The organism is Phenylobacterium sp., from assembly GCF_044358365.1.
Classification (GTDB): Bacteria; Pseudomonadota; Alphaproteobacteria; order Caulobacterales; family Caulobacteraceae; genus Phenylobacterium.
Genome location: NZ_JBIKNZ010000052.1, coordinates 1 through 22483 on the forward strand (window position 1 = coordinate 1; position 22483 = coordinate 22483).

General features: G+C 66.3%; 18 protein-coding genes and 1 pseudogene. 15 read left to right on the top strand and 4 right to left on the bottom strand.

The window, feature by feature from the left end:
• Window positions 1–138: 138 nt before the first annotated feature.
• From ACIQ3B_RS13280 to ACIQ3B_RS13295, 4 genes are all read left to right on the top strand, one after another.
• Complete coding sequence (locus ACIQ3B_RS13280; RefSeq protein WP_397403323.1) at window positions 139–801, top strand: PEPxxWA-CTERM sorting domain-containing protein; 663 nt, start codon at window positions 139–141, stop codon at window positions 799–801.
• Window positions 802–995: 194 nt separating this feature from the next.
• Complete coding sequence (locus ACIQ3B_RS13285; RefSeq protein ID WP_397403325.1) at window positions 996–1289, top strand: hypothetical protein; 294 nt, start codon at window positions 996–998, stop codon at window positions 1287–1289.
• Window positions 1290–1374: 85 nt separating this feature from the next.
• Window positions 1375–2412, top strand: a complete 1038-nt coding sequence (locus ACIQ3B_RS13290; RefSeq protein ID WP_397403327.1) for a phosphotransferase — start codon at window positions 1375–1377, stop codon at window positions 2410–2412.
• Between the two features lie 153 nt (window positions 2413–2565).
• Window positions 2566–4929, top strand: coding sequence for a TonB-dependent receptor (locus ACIQ3B_RS13295; protein WP_397403329.1), 2364 nt, complete (start codon window positions 2566–2568; stop codon window positions 4927–4929).
• 45 nt (window positions 4930–4974) lie between these two features.
• On the opposite strand, the gene ACIQ3B_RS13300 is transcribed toward ACIQ3B_RS13295, so the two are convergent.
• Window positions 4975–6012 carry an NADP-dependent oxidoreductase gene (locus ACIQ3B_RS13300; protein ID WP_397403330.1) on the bottom strand — a complete coding sequence of 346 codons (1038 nt, stop codon included), beginning with the start codon at window positions 6010–6012 and terminating at the stop codon, window positions 4975–4977.
• Window positions 6013–6157: 145 nt separating this feature from the next.
• Between ACIQ3B_RS13300 and ACIQ3B_RS13305 the strand changes: the two genes are divergently transcribed.
• The 4 genes from ACIQ3B_RS13305 to ACIQ3B_RS13320 are packed head-to-tail and all read left to right on the top strand — an operon-like array spanning window position 6158 to window position 11578.
• Entirely contained in the window at window positions 6158–7588 is a 1431-nt protein-coding gene (locus ACIQ3B_RS13305; RefSeq protein ID WP_397403332.1) for a spinster family MFS transporter, read from the top strand.
• Window positions 7589–7633: 45 nt separating this feature from the next.
• On the top strand, window positions 7634–9853 hold the full coding sequence (gene purL, locus ACIQ3B_RS13310; protein ID WP_397403334.1) for a phosphoribosylformylglycinamidine synthase subunit PurL: 2220 nt from the start codon (window positions 7634–7636) through the stop codon (window positions 9851–9853).
• A gap of 23 nt (window positions 9854–9876) precedes the next feature.
• Window positions 9877–11037, top strand: coding sequence for an alanine racemase (locus tag ACIQ3B_RS13315; protein WP_397403336.1), 1161 nt, complete (start codon window positions 9877–9879; stop codon window positions 11035–11037).
• A gap of 19 nt (window positions 11038–11056) precedes the next feature.
• Window positions 11057–11578: a tetratricopeptide repeat protein gene (locus ACIQ3B_RS13320; RefSeq protein ID WP_397403338.1), complete on the top strand. Its 522-nt coding sequence runs from the start codon at window positions 11057–11059 to the stop codon at window positions 11576–11578.
• A 34-nt stretch (window positions 11579–11612) separates the two neighbouring features.
• Here the strand turns inward: ACIQ3B_RS13320 and ACIQ3B_RS13325 are convergent, their stop codons facing one another.
• Both ACIQ3B_RS13325 and ACIQ3B_RS13330 read right to left on the bottom strand, forming a co-directional pair.
• Complete coding sequence (locus tag ACIQ3B_RS13325) at window positions 11613–12029, bottom strand: type II toxin-antitoxin system VapC family toxin (protein WP_397403340.1); 417 nt, start codon at window positions 12027–12029, stop codon at window positions 11613–11615.
• The gene (locus ACIQ3B_RS13330) at window positions 12026–12319 is read right to left on the bottom strand and encodes a type II toxin-antitoxin system VapB family antitoxin (protein WP_397403342.1); all 294 of its coding nucleotides are present in this window, start codon (window positions 12317–12319) and stop codon (window positions 12026–12028) included. The genes ACIQ3B_RS13325 and ACIQ3B_RS13330 overlap by 4 nt, the downstream gene beginning before the upstream one ends.
• A 210-nt stretch (window positions 12320–12529) precedes the next feature.
• Between ACIQ3B_RS13330 and ACIQ3B_RS13335 the strand changes: the two genes are divergently transcribed.
• The 6 genes and pseudogenes from ACIQ3B_RS13335 (at window position 12530) to ACIQ3B_RS13360 (ending at window position 19110) form a co-directional block, all read left to right on the top strand.
• Window positions 12530–14122 carry a flavin monoamine oxidase family protein gene (locus ACIQ3B_RS13335; RefSeq protein WP_397403344.1) on the top strand — a complete coding sequence of 531 codons (1593 nt, stop codon included), beginning with the start codon at window positions 12530–12532 and terminating at the stop codon, window positions 14120–14122.
• A gap of 2 nt (window positions 14123–14124) precedes the next feature.
• Entirely contained in the window at window positions 14125–14532 is a 408-nt protein-coding gene (locus ACIQ3B_RS13340) for a c-type cytochrome (RefSeq protein WP_397403346.1), read from the top strand.
• A gap of 1086 nt (window positions 14533–15618) precedes the next feature.
• Window positions 15619–15732, top strand: a pseudogene (locus tag ACIQ3B_RS13345) (PEPxxWA-CTERM sorting domain-containing protein); the annotation flags it as partial.
• Window positions 15733–15923: 191 nt separating this feature from the next.
• Window positions 15924–16799: an alpha/beta fold hydrolase gene (locus ACIQ3B_RS13350; protein WP_397403348.1), complete on the top strand. Its 876-nt coding sequence runs from the start codon at window positions 15924–15926 to the stop codon at window positions 16797–16799.
• Between the two features lie 12 nt (window positions 16800–16811).
• On the top strand, window positions 16812–17639 hold the full coding sequence (locus tag ACIQ3B_RS13355; protein WP_397403350.1) for a hypothetical protein: 828 nt from the start codon (window positions 16812–16814) through the stop codon (window positions 17637–17639).
• A gap of 67 nt (window positions 17640–17706) precedes the next feature.
• Window positions 17707–19110 carry a Gfo/Idh/MocA family protein gene (locus tag ACIQ3B_RS13360; protein WP_397403352.1) on the top strand — a complete coding sequence of 468 codons (1404 nt, stop codon included), beginning with the start codon at window positions 17707–17709 and terminating at the stop codon, window positions 19108–19110.
• Window positions 19111–19120: 10 nt separating this feature from the next.
• On the opposite strand, the gene ACIQ3B_RS13365 is transcribed toward ACIQ3B_RS13360, so the two are convergent.
• Window positions 19121–20227 (bottom strand): glycerophosphotransferase, encoded by a 1107-nt coding sequence (locus ACIQ3B_RS13365; RefSeq protein WP_397403354.1) that lies wholly within the window; start codon window positions 20225–20227, stop codon window positions 19121–19123.
• A 331-nt stretch (window positions 20228–20558) separates the two neighbouring features.
• Here ACIQ3B_RS13365 and ACIQ3B_RS13370 point away from each other — a divergent pair, with 331 nt between their 5' ends.
• Window positions 20559–22031: a cryptochrome/photolyase family protein gene (locus ACIQ3B_RS13370; protein ID WP_397403356.1), complete on the top strand. Its 1473-nt coding sequence runs from the start codon at window positions 20559–20561 to the stop codon at window positions 22029–22031.
• Window positions 22032–22483: the final 452 nt, after the last annotated feature.

Genomic DNA, 22483 nt, shown 5'->3' on the forward strand with positions numbered 1-22483 from the left:
ATCTTGCGGCACGGCCATCAAGGCTCCCCAGCCAGGCCATGACCCCGTAGACAACCATAGACCAAGGTCAGTCCAACAACGAACCTGAGGCAACCGTGAAACCAATTAGACAACCAGATTGGCTCCAGCGCCTGGGAAGTGGATGGCAAAATCTATTCCGTCCATACCGTGACAGAGAACGGGTCCGCCTTCACTTCGGTGCGGTGGACCATTCTGGATTCCGTCACAAATCAGGTTCTGGACGAAGGCAACATCGGCGACGGCCTCGATGGCTATGATTACTACCAGGGCTCGCTGGCCGTGAACGAGTTCGGTCAGGTGGTGATCGGTTACAACCGCTCCGGACTGGACCCCGCAACAGGCAGGATCACCCTGGCGGCGCGCACCTTTTCAACCAGCGGCAGCGGCGAGTTGATGCAGATCGGCGACGAGATCGTGCTCAGGGTCAGCGATACGGACGACTACCACAACGGCTCCCTCTTCGGGCAAACCGCCGTAGGGCGCCAACGCTGGGCGGACTATAGCTCGGTGAGCCTCGACCCCGAAGACTCCAGCATGTTCTGGCTGGCCGGCACTTTCGCCCGGGAATACAACAACGCTGCGGGCGGCCATCCCGGCGGCACCGGCGGGTCGCGTTGGGGCACGTTCATTGCGGCGATCGATTTTGATCGATCGACCGGCGTAGTGCCGGAACCCAGCACTTGGGCGATCATGATCCTGGGCATGGGTGTGGTTGGCGCAAGCCTGCGGCGTCGCAGGTACTTGCAGATGGCCGCCAGCTTGCCTCAATCCGCCGTATAGTCGTGGTTCGCGCCGGGTCAGTTTCGATCCGGCGCGCCACACATTTCGAGCGCGGGCGCAGGGTGATGTCAAAGGATCGATACCACGTTGCAAGCGCGATCCGGCTGATGATCGCGGGGACCCTAATGCTGAGTATAGGTGGTGCCCGGGCAGCCGTAGCGCCCCTGTCCGGAATGTGGGGCGGAGACCGCGCGGTGTTGACCCTGACCGCCCAGGGCGGCCGTCTTGAATTCGACTGCGGCTACGCCACCCTGTCCGGCCCGGTGGCGCTGGATCGAAAGGGTCGCTTCAAAGCCGCAGGGGTCTACTATCCCGAAAGCGGTGGCCCGGTCGACGCCGACGCCCCTCCCGTCCAATTGGCCGCACGTTTCGACGGAACCGTGTCCGGCTCCAATCTCCATCTCAATTTCAAACAGTCCAGCGGCGCCGCGGACCAGGCTTTTGACATGGTGGCTGGCAAGCGCCAGAAACTCATCCGCTGCCTGTAGAACTTGACCATCTCTGCTACAGGCTGCTCACCACTTTCCGCTGGGACACGGTTGACCTCGGCGCGCGCTCGGTGAGCATGCGCCCATGACCGAACTTCCAATCCGCGACGTCGTCCCCGCCCATCGCTTCGACGAGGCTCGCCTGGCCGCCTGGATGGCCGCCAACGTAGACGGCTATCAGGGTCCCTTGCGCGTCCAGCAGTTCCAGGGCGGCGCGTCGAACCCGACCTTCCTGCTGACCGGCGGAGACGGTCACCTCTATGTGCTGCGCAAGAAGCCGCCGGGCCAGTTGCTCTCCAGCGCTCATCAGGTGGACCGGGAGTACCGCGTGATGAAGGCGCTTGCCGGCCACATCCCCGTGCCTGTCATGCGCGCGCTCTGCGAAGATCCCGACGTCATCGGCGCCACCTTCTATGTGATGGACTATCTAGAAGGCCGCATCTTCCGCGACGCGACCCTGCCCGGCCTGGAGCCCGCCGAGCGGGCGGCGATCTACGACGACCTGAACGCCACCCTGGCCAAGCTCCACAGCGTGGATTTCGAGTCCGTGGGCCTCGGCGACTACGGCCGGCCCGGAAACTATTTCGAACGCCAGGTCGCCCGCTGGACCCGCCAGTACCGCGATGCCCAGACTGAAGAGATCCCGGCCATGGAAGCCCTGATCGCCGAACTGCCCGGGCGCATCCCGGCGGACCAGTCGGTGACCATCGCCCACGGCGACTATCGCCTCGAGAACGTGATGTACCATCCCACCGAGCCCCGGATCATCGCGGTGCTGGACTGGGAGCTTTCCACCATCGGCCATCCCCTGGCCGACATCGCCTACAACGGCTTCATCTGGCGCAGCCACTCCCCCGGCTGGGGCAGCCTGGATGGCGTCGACTTCGCCACCAGCGGCATTCCCACCGAAGAGGTCTATGTCGCCGCCTATTGCCAGCGAACCGGGCGCACCAAGGGGATTGCGGACTGGCCGTTCTATATGGCCTTCGGCATCTTCCGGCTGGCCTCGATTTCCCAGGGCGTCTACCGCCGCATCCTCGGCGGCAACGCCTCGACAGAGCGCGAGGCGATCAACGGCACGCCCGCCCTGGCCGAGCAGTCGTTAGGGATTTTGCGGGGCTGAGGGCGCCAAGCATCTGCGGGATTTCTGCCACAGGTCGCGATGGATCGGCCACAGGGCGACAGAGACTGTGACGGATATTTTGCAATCGGCGCTAAAAACAGGCCGCTGAGCGCGACCGCTCCAAGAGTCGCGCCCTGAGATAGAGAGAACCACATGAAAACTCACAAGACCCTGTTGGTCGCGCAGGCCAGCGTGCTCGCTGTCACCATGGCCCTCACCGCTGCACCCGTTGCCTTCGCCGCAGATAGCGAAATAGAAGAGCTGGTCGTAACGGCGCGGAAACGCGAAGAAACCCTGATCGACGTCCCCTTCGCCATCAGCGCCCAGGGCGAGAAGACCATCCGCAACCGCGGCATCACCAACATCGAGGACCTGTCGCGCACGGTCGCCAGTTTCTCGGTCCAGAACCTCGGCCCCGGCCAGAGCCAGATCGCCATCCGCGGCATCTCGGCCGGCCAGATCGTCCGCGATCAGCCGGGCGTTAAGGAGCAGGTCGGTGTCTATCTCGACGAAAGCGTCATCTCGATGTCGCTGTTCACCCCGGACCTCGACCTGTTCGACCTGAACCGCGTCGAAGTGTTGCGCGGCCCCCAGGGCACGCTGTTCGGCTCGGGCTCGCTGTCGGGCACGGTCCGTTACATCACCAACGCCCCCAAAATCGGTGTCTATGAGGGCACGGTCGAAGCCACGCTGAACAAGGTCCAGGGCGGCGATGTCGGCGGCGACCTCAAGGGCGCCATCAACGTGCCGATCGGCGAACAGGCTGCGCTGCGCATCACCGCGTTCGCCACCCAGTTCCCGGGCTTCATTGACGCCGTCCAGCCGGACGGCAGCGTCAAGAACGACGTGAATGACGGCACCCGTCGCGGCTTCCGCGCCGCGCTGACCTTCAAGCCCAGCGACGCGCTGACCATCACACCGCGCCTGCAGTATCAGAAGATCGCCGTCGACGGTTTCAACCGCGTCGACATCTTCAACATCCTGGGCAATCAGTTCACCACCACGCGCCCGCGCGTCCAGCTGGGCGGGACCAAGCAGTACACCCAGCTGAAGGAAAAGTTCGAAGACGAGTTCCTGCTGGCTGACCTGAACCTGCAGTACGATGTGGGCGACCTGCGCTTCACCTCCGTCTCGACCTTCACGGATCGTGAGGTTCTGGTCCTGCGTGACGCCACCGCCCTGACCGGGTCGATCACCGGCGGCTCCATCGGCCTCGCCCCGGCGGTCTACACGATCAACGCCCCGCTGGCCGACACCACCGATGCGAAGTCCTACACCCAGGAAATCCGCCTCGCCTCCAATAGCGAAGGCCCGCTTCAGTGGGTGATCGGCGGCTTCTACTCCCGCATCGACCGCGACTATGCCCAGGACCTGACCGTCGCCGGCTTCTCCGCCGCCACCGGCATCCAGACCCAGGGCCGCGTCGCCCCGACTGACCACCTCTACTTCTCGCTGGTCCCCTACAAGCAGACCCAGTACGCGATCTTCGGTGAGGCGACCTATTCGTTCACCGACCGTCTGGCTGTGACCGCCGGCCTGCGCTACGCCGACTACAAGGAAAGCCGCACGCTGACCTTCGACGGCATCTTCGCCGACACCACCATCGCGGTGCCCGGCAAGACCAAGGCCGACAATGTCGCCCCGCGCGTCATCGTCGCGTTCGACGCTACGGATGACATCACGCTCAACGCCCAGGTCTCCAAGGGCTTCCGGCTGGGCGGGATCAACGATCCGCTGAACCGTCCGCTCTGCACACCCGGTGACCTGGCCACCTTCAGCGCCCTGTCCACACCCGGCTTCAAGAACGAGACCGTGTGGAACTATGAGGCCGGCGTGAAGGCCAAGCTGGGCGGCAAGGGCTCGCTGACGGTGGCTGGCTTCTATGCCGATGTTTCCAACCTGCAGGCTACAATTGATGCCGGCAGCTGCTCCTCGCGGATCATCGCCAATGTGCCCAGCGCCAAGTCGACCGGCTTCGACGCCGAGTTCGCCTATCGGATCAGCGATAACTTCGATGTGGCGGCCACGGCTTCCTACAACGACGCCAAGCTGACCTCGAGCGTCCGCAATGCCGCCGGCGCGCCGATCCAAGGCCTGCGAGACGGCAATCGCCTGCCCACGGTTCCGAAGTTCCAGACCTCGTTCAGCGTGGGTTACGAGCGCGAACTGAACGACAGCATGGACGTGTTCTCGAACCTGACCTGGCAGTATGTCGGAAAGCGTTTCACCCAGATCTCCGATCAGGAAAACGATCCGGCCACCGCCAGCCTGTTCCGCAACGTCGGCGCCACCACGGCGGCTCAGCTGTCGTTCCCGCTCAGCCTGCCGTCCTATGACATCGTCAACTTCCGGGTTGGCGTCCGGGGCGACGGCTGGGAGGCCGCAGCCTTCATCAACAACGTCGGCGACGAACGCGCCAAGCTCGCCATCGACCGCGAGCGTGGCCTGCGCGCCCGCTACGGCTTCCTGACCAACCCGCCCCGCACCTACGGCGCCACGGTCCGCAAGTCGTTCTAGGCCTCTGACGGACGGCGCGCCGGGCAACCGGCGCGCCGCTCTGGCTCACAGCGTCGGATCATCCCCCACCCGCACCAGCATCTTGCCGAAGTTACCCCCACGCAGCATGTCGCCAAAGGCGGCCGGGACAGTCTCCAGCCCCTCGCGCATATCCTCCAGATATCGAACCTTGCCGTCTCCCACCCAGCCCGCCATCTCGCGCAGGAAGGTGTCGTGGTGATCGGCCACGAAGTCGCCCACGAACAGGTCCTTCACGGTCACGCCGCGCGCCGCAAAGATCGCCTCGCCCCGCTTCATCAGCTCGGCCCGGCCATCGACGCCCGCCGCATCGCCATAGTGGGCGATCAGGCCGCAGATCGTCATCCGCGCGCCGGGATTGAACAGCGGCAGTACCGCGTCAAAAACCGCCCCGCCGACATTCTCGAAATAGACGTCCACCCCATCCGGACAGGCCGCGCGCAGATCGTCGGCAAAGGTCGGCGACAGATGCGAGACGCAGGCGTCGTAGCCCAGCTCCTTCACCACGAACCGGCACTTCTCCTCGCGCCCGGCGATACCCACCACGCGCGCCCCGCGCAGCTTCGCCAGCTGGCCAGCGATCTGGCCCACGCCGCCCGACGCCGCCGACACCACCGCCGTCTCGCCGGCCTTGGGATCGCCCTGCAGGATCATCCCCGCATAGGCCGTCAGCCCCAGCATCCCCAGCACGCCCACCGCCCAGGAAATCCGCCCCAGCGCCGGGTCCAGCTTGCGCGGCACCATGTAAGACGGCCGGGCCACCCCCTCGCCCATCAGGCCATAGGCCGACCAGCCGTTGGTGTTGAACACCAGATCGCCCTCGACCAACCCCTCGATATGGCTCTCCACCACCTGGCTCACGGTCCGCGCATGGCAGGGCGCGCCCCTGGGTTCTACGCCGCGCCGCTTGTAGCCCCACTGATAGGGGTCGAGGGACACATAGATCGTCCGCGTCAGCGCCTGGCCGGGACCTGGCTTCGGAATGGGCTCTTCCCGGAGAACAAACGTCTCCGCATCAGGCCATGCGCCCACCGGCTTGTCGGACAGGGTCCAGTATCGGTTCATGGCGTGGTTCTCCCGGGACAGGCTCGATCTAAAGGGCGCTCGGCCGCCTTGGCAATGAGATGCGCCGCGCCCCCTCAAGCGTTGTGATCGATGGCAAGCGTCGCTACGGTCGCCTTCTAACGCACAATCACGAGCCCGAACGCGCATGAGCAGTAGCCCGGACGTCCCCGCCGACGGACACATCAATGGCTACGGGACCCGGGGCTACCGGACCTATGTGCTCAACGTTTTGCTCGTCATCTACATCCTGAATTTCATCGATCGCAGCCTCCTGTCGGTGGTCTCACCGCAGATGAAGCCCGAACTGGGCATTTCCGACACAGCCTTCGGCCTCCTGACCGGGTTCGGATTCGCCCTGCTCTACACAGTGGTCGGCATCCCGCTCGCGCAGTTCTCCGAGACCCGTAACCGGGTCGTCATCATGGCCGTTTGCGTCGCCCTGTGGTCAGTGATGACCGCGCTTTGCGGACTGTCAGCAGAGATCACGATCGGCTCGGTCACCATCGGCGCGTTCTGGATCCTTCTGGCCTGCCGGGTCGGGGTCGGCATTGGCGAGGCGGGCTGCACGCCGCCGGCCAACTCCTTGATCGCGGACTATTTCCCGCCCGTCAGCCGCTCCACCGCGCTTGGCTACTACGCAATGGGCGTCACCCTTGGAGGCATGCTCGCCAACCTGCTGGGCGGCCCCATCACCGACGCCTTCGGCTGGCGTATTGCCTTTGTCGTCCTGGGCTTGCCCGGTGTCGCCGTGGCCTTGCTTATGAGGATGACCGTCAAGGAACCGCCCCGCGGCTACACCGACCCGCCCGGCACGGTGCGTCGAACCAGCGTGCCCTTCGCCGACGGTTTTCGCGAACTGGCGTCCAAACGCTCCTGGTGGACCAACGCGATCGCAGCCACCTTCGCCGCGTTCTGCGGCTACGGGATCTCGTCGTTCCAGTCGCTGTTCGTCAATCGCACCTTCGGACTCAGCGCCGGCGAGGCCGCAGTGTGGATCAATGTGCCGGCCGCGCTCGCCGGCTCAGTGGGGGCGCTTGCGACCGGCTGGCTGGCCGAACGCCTCTCGCGTCGATACCCGAACGCCATCGCCTGGCTGCCTGGATACGGCATGATCCTGGCCGTTCCCTTCTATGTGCTGGCGTTCAGCACCGATAACCTGTGGATCTGCGCCATCGGGCTCTGCCTGGGCGGCCTGTCCAAATATGGCTACCTCGCCGCGCAATACACGATTGGCCAGGGGGTGGTCTCGGCCCAGGTGCGCGCGGTGTCCACCGCCGTGATGCTCTTCGTCATCAATCTGTTCGGCTACGGCTTCGGGCCGCTGTTCATCGGGGCTCTGAGCGACGGCCTCTTCAGCGCCAAGGTCGCTGACCTCGGCGCCTCCGAACTGACCCGCAAGGCCTGCGAGGGTGTCGCCCGCGCCGCGCTGTCACCGGAACTCCAGGGCGTATGCAACAGCGCCCATCCCGAGAGCCTCCAGGACGCCCTGATGCTCACCTCACTCCTCTATGCGGTCGGGGGCGGCTTCTTCCTGCTGACCTGCCGCTGGCTGCAGCGCGACATGGTGTCGAAATAGGTAGGCCTATCGCGCCCCGCCCCGAGTCCCGCTAGAACCCCCGCCATGAGCTCCGCCCCCGCCAAAAGCCTGGCCGACAAGGCCGCCGAATATGGTCTGAAGCCGGACGAATACGCCCTCATCGTCACCCGCCTGAACCGCGAGCCCAACGATGTCGAACTCGGCGTGTTCTCGGTGATGTGGTCGGAGCACTGCTCCTACAAGTCCAGCCGCAAGCACCTCTCCAAGTTCCCGACGACGGGTCCCCGCGTCATCTGCGGTCCGGGCGAGAACGCGGGCGTCATCGACATCGGCGACGGCCAGGCCTGCATCTTCAAGATGGAGAGCCACAACCACCCCTCCTACATTGAGCCCTATCAGGGCGCGGCCACTGGCGTCGGCGGCATCATGCGCGACGTGTTCACCATGGGCGCCCGGCCCATCGCACTGTTGAACGCCCTGCGCTTCGGCGATCCCAGCCACCCCAAGACCAAACGCCTCGTGTCCGGCGTCGTTTCCGGCATCGGCGGCTACGGTAACTGCGTGGGCGTGCCCACCGTGGCCGGCGAGACCAATTTCCACTGCGGCTATGACGGCAACATCCTGGTCAACGCCATGTGCGTGGGCCTGGCGGACGCGGACAAGATCTTCTACTCCGCCGCGCCGGCCGCCGGGCTGGCGGTGGTCTATTTCGGCTCAAAGACCGGCCGCGACGGCATTCACGGCGCCACCATGGCCAGCCAGGAATTCGACGACGCCTCCGATGAGAAGCGCCCGACAGTCCAGGTCGGCGACCCCTTCGCCGAGAAGCTGCTGATCGAGGCCACCCTGGAACTGATGGCGTCCGGCGCCGTGGCCGCCATCCAGGACATGGGCGCGGCAGGCCTCACCTCATCCTCGGTGGAAATGGCGGGCAAGGGCCAGGTCGGCATCGAGCTCGATCTCGACATGGTGCCCCAGCGCGAGGAGGGCATGAGCGCCTATGAGATGATGCTGTCGGAGAGCCAGGAGCGCATGCTGGCGGTGCTCAAGCCCGGCCGCGAGCATGACGGCCATGCGATCTTCGAAAAGTGGGGTCTGGACGCCGCCGTGATCGGCTGGACCACCGACACCGGTCACATCGTGCTGAAGCACAAGGGCGAGATCGTCTGCGACATCCCGCTGGCGCCGCTGGCCGAGGACGCCCCGCTCTACGACCGGCCCTGGGTCGCGCCGACGCTGCAGCCGCGCCTGACGCCGGATGATGTCCCCGCCCCCGAGGACTGGAAAGCCGCGATCCTGACGCTGATGAGCGCCCCCGACATGGCCTCGAAGCGCTGGCTCTGGGAACAGTACGACCGCCACGTGATGGCCGACACCCTGGAAGACTCCGCCACCGGCGCCGACGCCGGTATCGTGCGCGTGCATGGCGGCCGCAAGGCGCTGGCCATGACCTCCGACGTCACCCCGCGCTATGTTCAGAACGACCCCTATGAGGGCGGCAAGCAGGCCGTCGCCGAGGCCTGGCGCAACCTTACGGCCGTCGGCGCCGATCCCATCGCCATCACCGATAATCTCAACTTCGGCAATCCCGAACGCCCCGAGATCATGGGCCAGATCGTCCGCGCCATCGACGGCATGGCCGAGGCTTGCCGCGTGCTGGACTTCCCCGTCGTGAGCGGCAACGTCAGCCTCTATAACGAGACCAATGGCGCCGCGATCCCGCCTACCCCCACCGTCGGCGGCGTCGGCATCCTGCCCGACTATGCCCGCCGCGCCGACTTCGCCTCGATGCAGGCCGGCGATGTTCTGGTGCTGGTGGGCGCCACCTCCGGCGAGCTGGGCGCATCCATGTATCTGCGCGAAGTGCTGGGCCGCGAGGATGGCGCGCCGCCCCCCGTTGACCTGGCCCTGGAGCGCCGCACCGGCGACATGATCCGCGCCTTGATCCTGTCCGGCGACCTGCGCACGGTTCACGACCTCTCCGACGGCGGCCTGGTCGCCGCGGCAGCCGAAATGGCCCTGGCGTCGAACGTGGGCCTGGCGCTCAACGTCCAGGGCGACATCCCCGACCACGCCGCCTTCTTCGGCGAGGACCAGGCGCGCTACCTCGTCGCCCTCAGCCACGATGCGCTGGAAGCGCTGGACGCCGCCGCCGAGGCCGCTGGGGTCGCCTATGCCATCGTCGGTCAGGCCGGCGGCGATGAGGTTTCCCTCTCGGGCGCATCGGGCTTCATCACCGCGGTCGACCTCGAAGACCTGCGAAGCCGACACGAAGGCTGGCTTCCGGGGTTCATGGGGGAATGAATAGACCTCGGAGGGAATGGGCCATGAATTACCCCACCCTCGGCCCGCTCGCCGAAAAACCCCACGTCGCCGCGGCCCTCGCCCTGATCGGCCAGCCGGGCTCTCGCGACAGGATCCCTACCCCCGCCGCCGTTCTCGACCTCGACGCCTTCGACCGCAATGTCGCCAAAATGGCCGGTCGCGCTGCGGCCGCCGGTCTGGCGCTCCGGCCGCACGCCAAGTCGCACAAATGCGCCACCCTGGCCCACCGCCAGATCGCCGCCGGCGCGGTCGGCATCTGTTGCGCCAAACTGGCCGAGGCCGAGGCCATGGCGGCCGCCGGCGTCGGCGCCATTCTGGTCACCTCGCCTGTCGCCGGCGCGCTCTCCGCCAGACGCGCCGCCCATCTCGCGGCGACCCTGCCGGACTTTCGCATCGTGGTGGATCACGTCGACGGCGTCGCCGAACTGGCCGCCGCCGCGACCTCGCCAATCCAGGTCCTGATCGACGTCGACCCAGGCCTCGGCCGCACCGGCGTTCATGACGCCGAACAGGCCGCCGCGGTCGCTCGCGCCATCGCCGCCCAGCCGAACCTGCGGCTCATCGGCGTCCAGTGCTATGGCGGTCAGTGGCAACACATGAAGGGCGCCAATGAACGCGCCGCCGCCATCGCTGACGGCATGGCCCGTCTGAAGACCATCCTGACCGCCATCCGCGCCACGGGCGCCGCGTTCGACGTCGTCACCGGCGGTGGCACCGGTAGCTTCGCCGCCGACGCCGCCCAGGGCGTGCTCACCGAAGTCCAGCCCGGCTCCTTCGCCTTCATGGACCGCGACTATCGCGAAGCCCTGACCTCGGACCCTGACGGCGCCTTCGAACAGAGCCTGAGTATCGCCACCACGGTGATTACCGACAACCATCCGAAGTGGGTCACTGTCGACGGCGGACTGAAGGCCTTTTCCACCGACGGGCCCCTGCCCGAGCCCCTGACCCCCAAGGTTGCGCGCTCGAAGTTCCAGTTCTTCGGCGACGAGCACGGCCTGTTGATGCGACCCGACGGCCAGCCCCTGGTGCGTGGCGAGCGCATCGCCTTCGCACCCGGCCACATCGACCCCACGCTTGACCGGTACGACCTGCTGCATCTGGTGCAGGGCGACATACTGGTGGACATTGTGCGTATCGAGGCGCGCGGGGCGTCACAGTAGCGGCGTCGGGAAACGTTCAATGTCACGGATAGCAGCAACGTTGATCCTGACGGCCATGATGGCCGCCGCCCCGGCCTACGCCCAGCAGTCCGAAATGGAGAATCTCCAGGCCGGCGGTGACGCTCTGCTGGCCAACCACCGCGAGACCACCCAGTACAGCATCGACCGCGCCACCCAGGCCCTTCAGGCCCGCGACTACAAGACTGCCCGCCGCTTCGCCTCCAGCGTCGTTCGCGCCGATCCCAAACGCATCGAGTCGTGGAAGCTGCTGGGCGCCGCCCAGATCGGCCTTCAGGACTGGAGCGGCGCACGCCGCAGCTACACAGGCGCGGTCCGCATCACCCCCGGCGATCCTGAGTCCCGCGCCGGCTTGGGCGTGGCGATGGCTCGCCTGAACGACCCCAAGGCCCAGGAACAACTGGCCTGGCTTGCCGCCAGGGTCGCGGCCTGCCCGTCGAGCTGCGCCGCGCTGGAGGGATACAAGCGTGAGGTCGATGCGGCCATGGCGGCTGCGGCTGGCCCGTCGCAATCGCATCGCTAGGCGCCGTCTTCGAACAGGAAGATGTCGGGCGCGCTCACGCCGCGTGCCAGGGATTGATAAGCGCGACCGACGTGGTCGCGAAATCTCTGCCATTCCGGGTCGCAAGGGCACAGTCATGTTCCAGCGCAATCGCGGCGATCTGGGCGTCGGGAATGGCCATGTTGTGGCCGCCGCGGCGCGCGTTGGCCATGATCTCGCCGTACAGCATCGCGGTGTTGGACGTGAACCCGGGGCTTCGATCCGCGAAACGCAGCCGCCATTCGACCAGCCGCTGGCCAAGCGCATTGCGGCGCGCGCCTTCCGGCAATTTCGCAATGCCAAAGGCGAGTTCCGCAACCGCGATGGCGGGTAACGCAGCGTCCCCGTCATTCAGGGAAAACCATCGTGCCACGTCAGGGTCGGGGTTCTCCCGCATCAACTCCGAAATCACATTGGTATCGAGCAGGATCACAAATCAAGGCCGTGATGCGGCGTCCGGTTCTCGTCGACAGACGCCTGGAGCGCGTCAATGTCTGCATCGCGGAGCACGTCCGCCCCAATTGCCTGCAAGCGCCGCAAGAAGGCCTGCGGAGACTCCGGCTGCTGCCGCTTGCTCGCATATTCGTTGAGCGCATCCTCAACGATCGCATGAATGGGTCGCTGCTCCCGCGCCGAGAGTTGATGCGCCAGATCGCGGGCGCGGGCGGAACGGACTGAGAGTTGGGGCGCTGGCATGGACGAAAGATAGGCCCGTGATGGCATGATGGCAAGGATGCTGCGTACGATCCGATCTTGGGGTTCGACGCCGTGCGAACCCAGGTCTGGCCAAGCTTTGCCTAGCCTTTAGACACGCTCCGCCCGTTTTCGCCCAACGTATCGGTTTGTGCCGCCGCGAGGCCGCCAGACCCTCCCGCCAGGGCCCGGGCTCTGGTCTTCCTGCCTCCAGTCACGATTGAGCAGGGGGTTCATTTCATGGAATCAGGTCGCCAGACGCCGACGCGCCGGCAGCTTCTTCACGCCATCGGCCTGATGGGCGGTACAGCCGCCATGTACCAGATGATGACCACCTTTGGTCACGCGGCCGAAAGCCGTTTCCCGGGTCCGCCCAATCTGACTGGCGCGCGCCAGGGGGCCTCGGTGGTCGTGCTGGGCGCGGGCCTGGCCGGCATGCTGGCGGCCTATGAACTGGAGAAGGCCGGCTACAGTGTCCGGATCCTTGAATATCAGGACCGGCCCGGCGGCCGGAACTGGTCGCTGCGCGGCGGCGACAAGTTCACGGAAATGGGCGGCGCCACCCAGACTGTGAATTTCGCCAAGGGCAACTTCTTCAATCCCGGCCCCTGGCGGATCCCGCACCACCACAACACCCTGCTGCACTACTGCAAGAAATTCGGCGTGAAGCTGGAGCCATTCATCCAGTTCAATCACAACGCCTATGTCCACAACATCGACGCTTTCGGCGGCCAGCCCCAGCGCTTCCGGTCCCTCGCCGCCGACTTCGAGGGCAATGTGGCTGAGCTGTTGTCCAAGGCCATCGACCAGAAATCCCTCGACACCAAACTCTCGCCCGAAGACGTCGACCGCTTCAAGGAGGCCCTGCGCGGCTGGGGCATGCTCGACGAGGACATGAAGTACGCCAGGAACCTGCGCTCCTCCAGCCACCGGGGCTTCGACCTGCCCCCCGGCGGCGGCGTCAATGGCGCGCCGAAGCCCTCCGATCTGTTTCCACTGGATCAGGTGGTGAAGTCCGGTATCGCCAACAACATGGCGTTCTTCATGAACGACGAGTTCCAGACCACCATGTTCCAGCCGGTGGGCGGCATGGACATGATCGGCAAGGGGTTTGCGAAGCAGGTCGACCGCCTGATCACCTACAACGCCAAGGTCACCAAGCTGATGCAGGACAAGTCCGGTGTCAGCGTCACCTACACCGACATCGTCAAGGGCGGGACCACCACCACCAAGGCTGACTTCTGCGTCTGCACCATCCCCCTGACCGTGCTCAGCCAGATCGAGACCAACCTGTCGGAGAAAAAGACCGCTGCCATCCAGGCGGTGCCCTACTCCAACTCGGTCAAGATCGGCCTGGAGATGCGCCGCCGCTTCTGGGAAGAGGATCAGGATATCTACGGCGGCCACTCCTTCACCAGCCAGGAAATCAGCCTGATCTCCTACCCCAACAACAACTTCTTTGAGGACGGCCCCGCCGTCCTGCTGGGCGCCTTCGCCGGGGGCGCGGGCGGCTATCGCCTGGGCGGCATGACCCCGGAGCAGCGCATCGAAGTCGCCCTGGCGCAAGGCGAGGTCTTCCACCCCAAGACCTGCCGCAAGGAGTTCATGAACGGCGTCTCGGTGGCCTGGAACCGGATCCCCTGGGTCATGGGCTGCTGCGCCCGCTGGAACGAGGACACCCGCAAGGAGCACTATCAGGAGCTCGTCGCCCTCGAAGACCGCATCGTGCTGGCCGGGGAGCACGCCTCCTATGTCGGCTGCTGGATGGAGGGCTCGCTGCTTTCTGCCATCGACGCCATCACCCGCCTGCACAAACGCGCCATGGAGGCCTGAGCATGAGAACCCGTCTCACCCTGGCCGCCCTGATGGCGACCCTCGCCTTTCCCGCTTTGGCTGACGAACCCGGCCCTGGCGGCAGCCGCCCGCCGATCCCGAAGGACGGTGCGGACATCTACCGGACCTATTGCCAGGTCTGCCACATGGCCGACGCCAGGGGCGCGGTCGGCGCCGGCATGTTCCCGGCGCTGGCCGGCAATGCCCGCATCGGCACCGCCCAATACGCCATCTACCTGATCGCCAAGGGCAAGGGCGGCATGCCCTACTTCAGCGATAGCCTGACACCGGCCCAGATCGCCGACGTGACCAACTACATCCGCACCCACTTCGGCAACGACTACAAGGACGCAGTCACCGCCGCCGACGTCGAGCCCTTCGCCAAGCCGCCGAGGCAGGCGAGGCGGTAGCAGACAATAAGTGATGGGCTGAGCGCCGCGGGTGCGGCTACCGCCAAGGCCTGCAAGGCGAGGATTGGTCCCGCAGGATTGCTCCGGCGTCTGAGTCTGGTAGCAGACTCTTCACTCACATCGAGGCGCCACACAACCGTGGAGCGCATAACAGCGTTTTGATCCCCTAAATAGCCAACGATCTCGCCTGAGAAGGGAATCGCGTTGACGTCGGTTCCCGCACAATTACTTAGCAGGCGCAGGCGGCCGGTAGGGTCCGGCCTTCATCTTTGGAGTAATTCCATGTCTTTGCAGAAATACGCCGCCGTTGCGACGGTCGCACTAGCGCTCTCGTTCGCAGCCTCTTCCGAGGCAGCCGTCGACATCAACGGCGGCTCCTCGTGGGGCGGCTGGGAATCCCGTGGAAACTCGCTGGCCGTCGGCCTATGGGGCTCGGGAAGCACCACCCGCAGCTACGATCTCTACACGTCGACATTCATCTTCAATAACAACGCCCCCACTGGCGGGATACAGGTAGGCAAGGCAGGCACACCGGTCGGCTTTGCACAGGGGGCTTCATCGACGGGCGCCTTTGCAAATGGCAACACGATCCTGGGTATCGGACTGGATCTGAACGGCGCCGCCAGCACCAAGGGATCGACGTTCGTGATCTTCGGCCTGCAAGGCAATGCCTACCAGCCCGCGTCAGCGCTCGGAGCCACTGATGGTCGCACCTCCGCAAATCAGTGGGGGCACAAGAACGACTTCGTCTTCTACTTCGACGGCACAACCGGCGCTGGACCGAGCAACCTCGCAGTTTACACCTCGGACGGGACCTCGCAGGGCGGAACAGGCTCGCTTTCCAGCCTCACTGGAGCCAACGTGGGCTTTGACTATGCCACCCGTATGTTCCGGAATGGCGAAGCTGGCGGTTCGATCCAGATGTTCTTCGACCTCACGGCGATGCAGAACCTCTACGGCGGCGGCCCGAACGCCATTACGAGCGGCTGGACAGCTGGTCAGCAAAATATCGGGCTGATCGGCAACAATCTCAACATGTATGTGTATAATGATGGTGGCGCAGGAGACGGCAGCAGGATAGCCTTCAACGTCGGCACCGGCGCTGTGCCGGAGCCAGGGACCTGGGCCATGATGATTTTCGGCTTCGGGATGGCCGGCTCTCTGATCCGCCGCCGAAGTGCCGGCCTGAAAGCAGCCTGACGGATCAACATCTTGTCGTAGGCCGGTCCACGGGGCCGGCCTATGCCTCTGTCCGCGCCCCAATCGCCGACGCGTAACCCTTCGCCAGGCCAATGGTAACAGGGCGGCATTGGGGCAGGCTGACAGCGGGCTGGTCCTGAGGGATCAGGTTCTGTATCCGGAGGACACCAGTCCTCCGGACCCCAGACCCCATGCCCGCCCCCTTTATCGGCCCCACGTCACAGACCTTCATCTCGCAGCGCCTGAGGCTGCACTACGCCGACTGGGGAAACCCCGATGCCCCGCCGCTGATCCTGCTGCACGGTGGGCGCGACCACTGCCGCAACTGGGACTGGGTGGCCCAGGATCTGCGCCGCGACTATCACATCATCGCCCCCGACATCCGCGGCCACGGCGACAGCGCCTATTCCCCCAGCGGCGACTATTCCATGTCGGCCTTCGTCTATGATCTGGCCCAGTTGATCCACCAGCAGCATCTGGCCCCGGTGCGCATTGTGGCCCACTCCATGGGCGGCGCCATCGCGCTGCGCTACGCCGGCGCCTTTCCCGAGACCGTCTCGAAACTGGTGGCGATCGAGGGCCTGGGCCCCTCCCCCGCCATGATCGCCGAGCGCGCCAACCGCACGCCGATGGAGCGCATTCGCCACTGGGTCAGCGAGACCCGCGCGCTGTCTGGCCGCACGCCTCGCCGCTACGCCTCCATCGACGAGGCGCTGGCTCGCATGCAGGCCGAGAACAAGCACCTGACCCCAGAACAGGCCCGCTACCTCACCGTCCACGGCGTCAGCCAAAATGAAGATGGGAGCTATAGCTGGAAGTTCGACAACTACGCCCGCTCGTTCTCCCCGGTGGACTTCAGCCCCGCCGAGCAGCAGCAGCTCTGGGCCAACATCACCTGTCCGATCCTGCTGGTGAACGGCAAGGAAAGCTGGGCCTCCAACCCCGAGAAGGACGGCCGCATGGCCCACTTCCAGAACGCCCGGCTAGTGGAGTTCGACCGCGCTGGCCACTGGGTGCACCATGATCGGCTGGATGACTTCCTGACCGAGGTCCGGGCTTTTCTCTAGGGACGTTCGCACATGCTGACCCTGAACCGGATCGGCATCGCCTCCGCCGCGGGCGCGGTCGGCATGGGACTGGTCTATCTGGCCGCCGCCGGCGCGCCGAGCCGCTACCTGGCGGTGAACGCCGGAACGCTGATCATTGGGCTGGCCGGCCTCATGGCCTGGCGCCGATGGGCCCGCCCGGTCCCGCGCCTTCCAGGCTTGGCAGCGCTGATGATCGGCCTGGCCCTGATGGCCACCGCCCTGTTCGGCCAGAGCCTGGACGAGGCGACCCGCTGGGTTCGGCTGGGGCCGCTGACGCTCCAGCCCGGGCTCATCCTGACGCCCCTGCTGGCGGTGCTGTTCGCCCGCGATCAAAGCCTTCTGTCGACCACCGGCGTGATCATCACCGCCGCCGCCCTGGCCCTGCAACCCGACCGGGCGACGGCCGGCGCCCTGGCCCTCGCCCTGGCGGCGCTGGCGGTGACGCAACCCGATCGCCGGACGCTGGCGGCGCTCATCACCGCGACCATCGCCTTTGCCATCGCACTGGCTCGCCCCGACACCCTGCCGGCCCAACCCTTTGTCGAGCAGGTCCTGTTCACCGCGTTCAAAACCCATTGGCTGATCGGAATCGCGGTCTGGATCGGGGCCAAGTGGCTGCTGCTGCCCGCGATCACCGGCCGCGTCCTGAATCCCGCCAACCGCCCGACCTACGCCGTCTTCGGCGCCGTCTGGCTTGGGCTCATCGCCGCCGCCCTGCTGGGTAACTACCCCACCCCGCTGGTAGGCTACGGGGCCAGCAGCATATTGGGCTATGCAATGAGCCTGGCGGCGCTGCCGTCACGTCCGCAACGCACCTGACCCCTTGTCAAAGCGGCGAAACGCGCTGCCAATCCCTGCAACTCAGAAGTCTGCCGGGAAACGCACCATGGCCACACCACACACTCACCTGACGCGCCGTGGCCTGCTGGGCGCAGGCGCCGCCACACTGGCCGCCCCGGCGTTCGCCGCGCGACCGCTCTCCCCCAGCGACAAGGTCAATGTCGCCGTCATCGGCGCTGGCGGACAGGGCGGGGTCAACATGAACAAGCTGACCGACCAGAACATCGTGGCCACCTGCGACGTCGACTACAACGCCGTCTGGCGCGGCATGCTGGACAAGCGCTCGCGCCTGCTCCCCGGCCGGGAGGCCCTTCGCGACGCCTATGACCGGGCGCCCGCGTTCTCCGACTACCGCAAGATGTTCGACACCCGGAAAGACATCGACGCTGTCCTGATCGCCACGCCTGACCATCACCACGCCGTCGCCGCCCGCATGGCCATGGAGCGCGGCATCCACGTCTATGTGCAGAAGCCCCTGACCTACACGGTCGAGGAAGGCCGCCGCCTGCTGGCCCTGGCCAGGCAGAACCCCGGCCTGATCACCCAGATGGGTAATCAGGGCCACTCCGGCGACGATGGCCGGCGCGTCATCGAGCTCATCCGGGGCGGCGTGATCGGCAAGGTCACGGAAGTCCACGTCTGGACCAACCGGCCGGTATGGCCGCAGGGCGTCGCAAGGCCCGCCCCTGTGCCGGCCCCCGAGGGGCTCGACTGGCAGGCCTGGCTAGGCCCCGCCAATGTCGACTGGGGCTATCACCCCGACTACGGCCACTTCAACTGGCGCGGCTGGACGCCCTTCGGCCTGGGCGCCCTTGGCGACATGGGCGCGCACCTGATGGACTTCCCCATCTGGGCCCTGGAGCCCGGCCTGCCCACGCGCATCGAGACCCGGCACTCCCGCTGGGCCGGGTCCTCCAACCTCTGGAGCACGCGCCGCCCGCCCGAGATCACCAGCTTCCCCCTGGCCAGCATCACCCACTACGAGTTCGGCAAGATGAAGGGCGGCCCGCTGCGCCTGACCTGGTACGACGGCGGCATCCTGCCGGCCACGCCCCGGAACTTCCCGGCTGACCTGAAGATGAACCCCGACGGTGGCGTCCTCTTCGTGGGCTCAAAGGGCATGCTGATGCACGAGACCTACGGCCAGAAGCCCACCCTGATCGGCGAAGGCCTCGACGCCGCCGCCGCCAGGATCCCCCGGTCCCTGCCCCGCATCCAGGGCGGCATTGGCGGCCACGAGCAGAACTGGATCCGCGCCATCCGCGGCGAGGAGAAGGTGTCGTGCCCCTTCGAGTACGCCGTCCCGCTCAATGAGACCATGGTCCTGGGTATCGTCGCCCTGAAGGCGGATGCGCCGCTGGAGTACGACGCCACCGCCGGCCGCATCACCAACAACGCCGACGCCAACCAGTATCTGACACGGCCATACCGCAAGGGTTGGGAACTGTGAGGCCCTCAGGCTACCGCTGCATCGTAGATCGGTCCGCAACCGGCGACGGCCCCAGCAGGCCGGCGATGGCGCGGGCTGCCCGCGATGAGGCCGGTTCCCCCTGGATCTCGAAGGTCTCGTTGAATCCGGCGACCTGAACCGGCCGGAATTGCGGATGTCCGGTCTGGGCCGCCGCAATCGTCGGCAGAAGCTGGTGAATGTCCTCCACCACCGGCCCGAAGCGCCAGTGACCATAGCTGGGGTCACCGCGCCAGTCGGTATGCCCGGGGTTCAGCAGCACGCAAGGTCGCGGCGCGCGCAGGAACTCATAGATCTGGCTGCTCACATCACCGAGATACACGTCGGCCATCCGCAGATAGGTCATGTCGATGGCCGCCGCCGATCCGCCCGGATCCATGTGGATCGCAGGGTTTCCCAGATAGGCGGCCAGTTCCGGGACCTCGCCTGGCGGCCGGCTGCCGAACAGGCGCAGATGGGGCGCGAAGATCAGGTTGTAGCGGGTCTGGCCGGCGAACGCGTCAAGCACCTGCCGTCCCCAGTCCGGCCAGGAGCTCAGGCCTGCGTGAAAGTGCGGATTGTAGAGCACCGTGGGCCGCTGTTCGGCAAAAAGTCGCGGCAGGTCCGGTTTGAGCGCGTCCACCAGATCAAACTTGGGATAGCCGACAATGGCGCAGTTCTCCGGCGCCACCAGGCCTTCCTGGATCAGCCGTTCGTATTGCTTGCGCCCGGCGGCGAAGACCAGATCGAAGGCGCCCAGCCGCGCCTCGAACGGCCCCTCCCGGTCGCCGGCGCCATGCTGTGTGTAGACCAGCTTTGACTTGACCCCCAGCTTGCGCAGAGCCGCCGTGGTCCGCTCCGGGGCGACAATCACATCATAGGCCGCCAGCCTGCACGCATTGGCCACCAGCATCGGCAGCTTCGGCGGCCCGCCGTCAGGCATCCGGATCGCCCGCAGCCAGCCCGGCCCCAGCAGCCGCCAGTTGATCCGTGAGGGTCCCAGCACCTCCACGATGTCGCGTGCGCGACGAAGCACGGCGGAATCTGTCGCGGCGACGTCAACCTGCAGGTCCGGGCGAGACGCCGCCAGGGACACCGCCACCGACAGGCTGTGCAACACCTGGTGAGCCTGGGCGATGTAGAGGAAGCAGACCCGCCCTGTCGTCTCGGGCGGCGGGGGCTCTACAAGGCGGGCGGGGGTCAGGGGAATCGAGCCTCACAGGCGTCGCGCTGCGACGGCCCCCTCGATACAGGCAGACCATCGAAACGACCAGCGCCCTGCGCACATTTGCCGCTGCGACTGTTCGGCGCAGAACCCCGGATGGCGCCCTGCCCCGCCGGGGCTTGTCGACTTGGCCATTCGACACGACTACACCGAACCGGCTTCAGGCACTGACCCTGCCACCCTCGATGAACCTTCCCTCTTTCCCGCACAGCGACATTCTACGGCGATGAACCCGGCAAACGACAAAGACCCGACCGCACCCGTCATCGTCTGGTTCCGGCGCGACCTGCGCCTCAGCGACAATCCGGCCCTGAGCGACGCCATCGAGACCGGCCGACCGGTCATCCCGCTCTATATTCTGGACGAGACGGAGGGCCTGCGCGCACCCGGCGCCGCCTCTCTGTGGTGGCTCGGCATCTCCCTCGCGCGGCTGAGCGCGTCACTTGAAACCCTGGGCTCGCGCCTCATCCTGCGTCGGGGCGACGCAGCGACCGAACTCATGGCCGTTGTGCAGGAAACCGGCGCGGCCGAGGTCGTCTGGAACCGGCTCTATGACCCCGGCGTCACGGATCGCGACGCGGCCCTGAAGGCCGGGCTAAAGGCCCAGGGTCTGGCGGCCCGAAGCTTCAATTCCGCCCTGCTGTCCGAGCCCTGGACCGTGCGCAACAAGAGCGGCGAGCCGTTCAAGGTCTTCTCCCCCTTCTGGCGCGCCGCGCAGGGCAGCCTGGACCTCACCCCCCTTCACCCGACCCCTGACGCCCTGACCGCGCCCGCTATCTGGCCGGACAGCCAGCGCCTCGAGACCTGGGGCCTCCAGCCGACCAAGCCGGACTGGACGGGCGGGTTCAGCCTCTGGACGCCGGGTGAGGCCGGCGCGCACGCCCGCCTGGCCAGCTTCCTGGAAACCGGCCTCGCCCGCTACACCGACGGCCGCAACATCCCCGCGGCCGAGGCCGTCTCGCGCCTGTCGCCGCACCTGCACTTCGGTGAGATCAGCCCACGCCAGATCTGGGCCGCGGTCGATACGGCCATCGACGCCCGGCCCGCGCTGGGCCGCCAGGCCGACAAGTTCAAGGCCGAACTGGGCTGGCGCGAGTTCAGCCACTCCCTGCTGTTCCACAACCCGCAGATCGAAACCCGCAACTTCAAGCCCGCCTTCGACGCCTTCCCCTGGCGCGACGACCCGGCCGGCTTCGACGCCTGGACAAAGGGCCAGACCGGCTATCCCATGGTCGACGCCGGCATGCGCGAGCTGTGGACCACCGGCTTCATGCACAACCGCGTCCGCATGCTGGCAGCCTCCTTCCTCGTGAAGCACCTCCTGATCGACTGGCGACAGGGCGAGGCCTGGTTCTGGGACACCCTGCTCGACGCCGACCGCGCCAACAACGCCGCCAGCTGGCAGTGGGTCGCCGGCTCCGGCGCCGACGCCGCCCCTTACTTCCGCATCTTCAGCCCGATGGGCCAGGGCGAGAAGTTCGACACCGACGGCCGCTACGTCCGCCGCTGGGTCCCGGAACTCGCCCGCCTGCCCGACGCCGTCATCCACAGCCCCTGGACCGCAGACCCGCTGATCCTGCGCGCCGCCGGCATAACCCTGGGCCAGACCTATCCGCACCCCATCGTCGAGCATGGGTTTGCGCGGGAGCGGGCGCTGGAAGCGCTGAAGGCGACGAAGGTGGAGGGCGGCGAGGCGTGAGCGGGGAAGACCCGGAAAGGCGGGCCCGCACGCTCTCCCCCTCCGGTCACCCCCGCGAACGCGGGGGCCCAGGTGTTTTTCAGGCGTGGGGACGATTCTGCGGCCTGCGTCCCCTGACCGCGAACCCACGCGAAGCGACGCGAACAGGTCGCGGTCGCCCCCTCGCGCCAGGCACCCGAGGCCCGGCACCTCGATTGGGGGTCAAGTGACCTGTCAACGCAACCCCGAACGCTCACCATTTTTGAGTAGAATAGGCTGTTCCAAATGCATGTGCTTGCTGTGACAAAGGCGACTAATTGAATACTTTTGCAACATTTTTTCCGATGCTAGAGCGGTTTCCCTACGCTGTGAATCGGGAGGGATTCCCAAATCAGTGATGGAGTGATTCAAGCTGCATGCTGGTGAAGGAGGCCGGCATGCATGGGTCATCCTCTGTCATGTGATCTTCGGGA

What these genes read in the sequence shown, in the direction of transcription:
- ACIQ3B_RS13290 (WP_397403327.1), top strand. Translation starts at nt 1,375, where the DNA reads ATGACCGAACTTCCAATCCGCGACGTCGTCCCCGCCCATCGCTTCGAC.
- ACIQ3B_RS13305 (WP_397403332.1), top strand. Translation starts at nt 6,158, where the DNA reads ATGAGCAGTAGCCCGGACGTCCCCGCCGACGGACACATCAATGGCTAC.
- ACIQ3B_RS13330 (WP_397403342.1), bottom strand. Translation starts at nt 12,319, where the DNA reads ATGCCATCACGGGCCTATCTTTCGTCCATGCCAGCGCCCCAACTCTCA.
- ACIQ3B_RS13300 (WP_397403330.1), bottom strand. Translation starts at nt 6,012, where the DNA reads ATGAACCGATACTGGACCCTGTCCGACAAGCCGGTGGGCGCATGGCCT.
- ACIQ3B_RS13340 (WP_397403346.1), top strand. Translation starts at nt 14,125, where the DNA reads ATGAGAACCCGTCTCACCCTGGCCGCCCTGATGGCGACCCTCGCCTTT.
- ACIQ3B_RS13355 (WP_397403350.1), top strand. Translation starts at nt 16,812, where the DNA reads ATGCTGACCCTGAACCGGATCGGCATCGCCTCCGCCGCGGGCGCGGTC.
- ACIQ3B_RS13360 (WP_397403352.1), top strand. Translation starts at nt 17,707, where the DNA reads ATGGCCACACCACACACTCACCTGACGCGCCGTGGCCTGCTGGGCGCA.
- ACIQ3B_RS13315 (WP_397403336.1), top strand. Translation starts at nt 9,877, where the DNA reads ATGAATTACCCCACCCTCGGCCCGCTCGCCGAAAAACCCCACGTCGCC.
- ACIQ3B_RS13295 (WP_397403329.1), top strand. Translation starts at nt 2,566, where the DNA reads ATGAAAACTCACAAGACCCTGTTGGTCGCGCAGGCCAGCGTGCTCGCT.
- ACIQ3B_RS13370 (WP_397403356.1), top strand. Translation starts at nt 20,559, where the DNA reads ATGAACCCGGCAAACGACAAAGACCCGACCGCACCCGTCATCGTCTGG.
- ACIQ3B_RS13335 (WP_397403344.1), top strand. Translation starts at nt 12,530, where the DNA reads ATGGAATCAGGTCGCCAGACGCCGACGCGCCGGCAGCTTCTTCACGCC.
- purL (WP_397403334.1), top strand. Translation starts at nt 7,634, where the DNA reads ATGAGCTCCGCCCCCGCCAAAAGCCTGGCCGACAAGGCCGCCGAATAT.
- ACIQ3B_RS13320 (WP_397403338.1), top strand. Translation starts at nt 11,057, where the DNA reads ATGTCACGGATAGCAGCAACGTTGATCCTGACGGCCATGATGGCCGCC.
- ACIQ3B_RS13350 (WP_397403348.1), top strand. Translation starts at nt 15,924, where the DNA reads ATGCCCGCCCCCTTTATCGGCCCCACGTCACAGACCTTCATCTCGCAG.